Below are 4,078 nucleotides of genomic sequence, written 5' to 3' on the forward strand. Positions count from 1 at the left end.
CTTGTCGCGCACGATCGGTGTGCCATCCTCAGTTCGTGGAACCGCGATCGGTTTCAGATAGGGCCTGCCCAGATCGAACACCGCTTCGTAGCCAAGGTTCGCGCCGTTTTCGAGCCGAACACAGGTGCGATACCTGTTGTTGAAAGCGATAAATATCCACAGCACGAGGACGATGCACGGAAGCAGGGCCAATCCGGAAAGTGCACGCAAGACACTGATCTCATGCTTGTTCCGCTGGAAATTCATCGGAATTCACTGAGTGCTGCGTCGGCGTAGAAGCGCCCCCGGAAACGGGCGCCCCACTGATCGGTAATCGAATACGGTTCACCGGTGTGAATGCCGAGCCTCAGCCGTCCATTCCGGCGTCCACGCAGGTAGTCATTCAGCGGTCTGTGAATGTTCTCGTAAATTGTCTCACCAAGATCGAAACCTTCTACGCCGATATCGGCCGGATCGGCGAATGCATCCTCCAGATAGAATTCGACTTGTCCCGAGACCATCAGGATGCCGAATTCGGCGCTGCAGGTTCCCGCAAAGCGGCCACCTATTGTCGTATCTCCGATGCTGAACACGATCCCGGTCATGTTGTAGATGTTGACGAAATCGTCAGGAAGGCCTCGTTTGGGTGCCTTCGGGCGACCTGCGCAATGTGATTTTTCATGCGGCTGTGCACTTCGCCCCAATATGGCACGCATTCCATGCGACGCACCAAGGTCGTTCAGATATATTGCAAAACCGGGAATCTGCGGGCCGTGCAACCGCTACTTGGCCATACCCAGAAGATGGATAGTCGGTGCGGTATCTGGGCATCGGTCCGGAGGATGCGCTGGCCATTGCCGAAGCCGTGGATCTGTAAAGTTTGATGCCCGCAGGAGCCATTTGAAACCGCCTGAAAATGCGATAGGTTTCGGGGATGTCGCTTCATCTGCCTTCATTCTTTCCCCTGCGCGAGGGGCGCGTGCATGAGGTTTGTGGCCCCGCCTCGGCGGGGTTTTCTGCCATTGCTGCGGCGGTTGCGAGGGCGCGTGCGCTTTGGGTTCAGGAGGCGTGGCTTGCGGATATGCTGACCCCTGCGGGTATGATGCCGTTCATTGAACCTGCCGACCTGTTGCTGGCCAGAACGCAAAATCAGACCGACAGTCTGGCGGTTGCCGAAGAGGCGCTCAACAACGGTAGCCTTCCTATTGTCGTGCTTGAGGTGACGCGCCCCCTCGATCTGCGCGAGGGGCGGCGGTTGCAGCTTGCCGCCAAGGCGGGCGGCACGACGGGGCTGTGTATCATCCCCGAAGGCATGGGCTCGAATGCCGCTGAGACACGATGGAAGGCGACTCCTGTCTTTGATCGCGCAAACGGAGACTCGACTCTGATGCGGTGGGAAATTATTAAGAACAAATCAGGAACACTAGGTGCCTGGAATGTTCGATGGGATCAGAAAACGCGTCGTTTGCATGTGGTTCCCCCGGTTGGCGAGCGACCGGGTTCTGCGCGCACGTCCAGTTGACGGCCCCTTCGCGATCACGCTCAAGTCGAACAACACCGAGCGGCTTTATTGCCTCAACGAGACCGCCGAACGGCTCGGGCTGACGCGCGGCATGAGCTTTGCCGATGCCCGCGCCTTTTGCCCCGATCTGATCAGCCAGCCCGCGCGGCCCGATCTCGATGCCCGGTTTCTCGCCACCCTGCGCCGCTGGGCGACGCGCTATTGCCCGTGGGTCGGGCGCGATGGCGTGGACGGGTTGGTCTTGGATGTCACCGGTTCGACCCATCTCTGGGGCGGTGAGTCGGAGATGCTGGCGGATATTCAAAGCCGCGCGATAGGCGCCGGGCTAACGCTCCGGATAGGCTGTGCGGCGACCCGTGGCGCGGCGTGGGCTTTTGCGCATTATGGGTCGGGAGCGGAGGCGCTGACCGATCTGCCGGTTGCCGCGCTGCGCCTTCAAGAAGCGACCGTCACGGCGCTGCAGCGTCTCGGCCTGCGCACCATCGGCGATCTCTCGTCCGCCGCCCGCGCTTCGCTGGCCCGCCGTTTCGGTCCCGATCTGTTGCTCCGTTTCGATCAGGCCATGGGGCAGGTCCCCGAACCTGTCATGCCCGAAACCGAACCGCCCCACTTTGCCACCCGCATAAGCCTACCGGAACCAATCGGTCTGACCGGGGACGTGATGGGCATCACTGCCCGGCTTCTGGCCCTGCTTTGCGACAAGCTCAACAGGTATGAAATGGGCGCGCGCCGTCTCACCCTCACCCTGCGCCGGGTCGATCAAGGCAGCGCAGTGGTCGAGCTGCGCCTTGCCGCCGCCATGCGCGATCCGCAACGGATTTTGCCGCTGTTCGAGCGCGGTGTCGGCGAGGTGGACGCAGGTTTTGGCATTGATCAGATCCGGCTTGAGGCGACGGGTGTCGAACCGCTCCCGGTGCAACAGATTGGTAATCACCATCGTTCCCCCGATCAACTTAACGACCTGATCACCCGGATTGGCACGCGCATCGGGCTGGAAAACATTCAACGCTTTCTTCCCGCCGACAGCCACATCCCGGAGCGCAGCTTTACCATCGCCCCTGCCGCGTTCAGCGCCCCCGACAGCGCATGGTCCTGCATGCGCCCCCGCCCCTTGCGTCTCTTCCCGCCGGAACCGATTGCCGGGCAGGGGTCAGAGCCGCCCAAACACTTCCGCTGGCGACGCATGTCGCTGACCACCGGACGCGCCATCGGCCCCGAACGCATCGCGCCGGAATGGTGGCTGCCGGATGAGACATGGCGCAGCGGTGTGCGCGATTACTGGCGGATCGAGACCCGCGAGGGCCGCCGCCTGTGGCTGTTTCACACACCGCAAAACCCCGGCTGGTTCGTGCAGGGGGAATTCGCATGAGCTACGCCGAGCTTTGCGTCACCTCGAATTTCACCTTCCTCACCGGCGCCTCGCACCCCGAAGAGCTGATGTTGCGCGCCGCCGAACTGGGGCTGGAGGCCATCGCCATCACCGACCGCAACACGCTTGCCGGTGTGGTGCGAGCCTATTCCGCGCTCAAAACCCTGCGCGATGAACTGGCTGAACAGCTCTGCGTCCGGTCTTCGCATCGGGTCGATCCCAGTTCACGCCAGGAGATCGGTTCGCCACAGGTCCTGTCGGCCCCCTCCCTCCCGAAGCTGCCGAAACTCATCGTCGGAACCCGGCTTGTGCTGCGCGATTGCCCGGTCGAATGGCTTGCGCTGCCCACGGACCGCGCAGCCTATCATCGGCTGTCCCGGCTTTTGACCTTGGGCAAGCGGCGGGCGGAGAAGGCTGCGTGTCATCTCGACCTGAGCGATCTGGAAGTGGGGTGTCAGGGGATGATCCTGATTGCCCTGCCGCCGAAAGATCTGTCCCACGCGCAACCGGCACTCGGGCAGCTGCAACGCCGCTACCCCGGTCAGGTCTTTCTCGGCGCGGCACCCCGTTTTGACGGTTCCGATCAAGCGTGGTTCGATGCCTGCGCCGCGCTGGCGTTCCGGTGCTCGACGCCAATGGTGGCAGTCGGCGATGTGCTCATGCATCACGGACGGCGGCGCAGGCTTGCCGATATTCTGACCTGTCTGCGCGAGGGGCTGACCATCGACCAGATCGGCACGAAAGCCCTCCCCAATGCCGAGCGCCGCCTCAAAGGGGCCTCCGACATGGCGCGACTCTATCGGAACCACCCGGCGGCGCTCAAACGCACGTTGGAGATTGCCGCGCGTTGTGGCTTCGATCTCTCGGAGCTGAGCTACGAATACCCGGATGAGATGTCCGACGGCGAAGCACCGCAGGCCCGGCTGGAACGTCTGGCGCGCACGGGGCTGCATCGCCGTTATCCGAAGGGCGCGTCCGAGCGTGTGCATCAGTTGATGGACAAGGAACTGTCCCTGATCGGGGAGCTGAAATACGCGCCCTATTTCCTCACCGTGCATGACATTGTGCAGGAGGCGCGGTCGCGTGGCATTCTCTGCCAGGGGCGCGGCTCGGCGGCCAATTCCATCCTCTGTTATCTTCTCGGCATCACCGACGTCTCCCCCGACATGATCGGCATGGTGTTCGAGCGCTTCATCTCGCGCCATCGC

Annotated in this window: 5 protein-coding genes and 1 pseudogene; 4 read left to right on the forward strand and 2 right to left on the reverse strand. The window is 62.5% G+C overall.

What is annotated here, in order from left to right; translation table 11 throughout:
• Together ABYW26_RS11475 and ABYW26_RS11480 are read right to left on the reverse strand one after the other, a co-directional pair.
• The coding region (locus ABYW26_RS11475) for a hypothetical protein (RefSeq protein ID WP_372605016.1) at positions 1-210 on the reverse strand (210 nt) is incomplete at its 3' end.
• Between the two features lie 32 nt (positions 211-242).
• The gene (locus tag ABYW26_RS11480; protein WP_372605018.1) at positions 243-584 is read right to left on the reverse strand and encodes a hypothetical protein; all 342 of its coding nucleotides are present in this window, start codon (positions 582-584) and stop codon (positions 243-245) included.
• Positions 585-683: 99 nt separating this feature from the next.
• Between ABYW26_RS11480 and ABYW26_RS11485 the strand changes: the two are divergent.
• From ABYW26_RS11485 to ABYW26_RS11500, 4 genes and pseudogenes are all read left to right on the forward strand, one after another.
• A pseudogene (locus ABYW26_RS11485) lies at positions 684-856 on the forward strand (integrase); the annotation flags it as partial.
• Positions 857-913: 57 nt separating this feature from the next.
• Positions 914-1,501: an ImuA family protein gene (locus ABYW26_RS11490; RefSeq protein ID WP_372605019.1), complete on the forward strand. Its 588-nt coding sequence runs from the start codon at positions 914-916 to the stop codon at positions 1,499-1,501.
• On the forward strand, positions 1,416-2,870 hold the full coding sequence (locus ABYW26_RS11495) for a DNA polymerase Y family protein (RefSeq protein ID WP_372605021.1): 1,455 nt from the start codon (positions 1,416-1,418) through the stop codon (positions 2,868-2,870). The genes ABYW26_RS11490 and ABYW26_RS11495 overlap by 86 nt, the downstream gene beginning before the upstream one ends.
• A partial coding sequence (locus ABYW26_RS11500) for a PHP domain-containing protein (RefSeq protein ID WP_372605022.1) occupies positions 2,867-4,078 on the forward strand: 1,212 nt, incomplete at its 3' end. The genes ABYW26_RS11495 and ABYW26_RS11500, both read left to right, overlap by 4 nt.

This window comes from Actibacterium sp. (assembly GCF_041584535.1).
Lineage (GTDB): Bacteria > Pseudomonadota > Alphaproteobacteria > Rhodobacterales > Rhodobacteraceae > Actibacterium_D.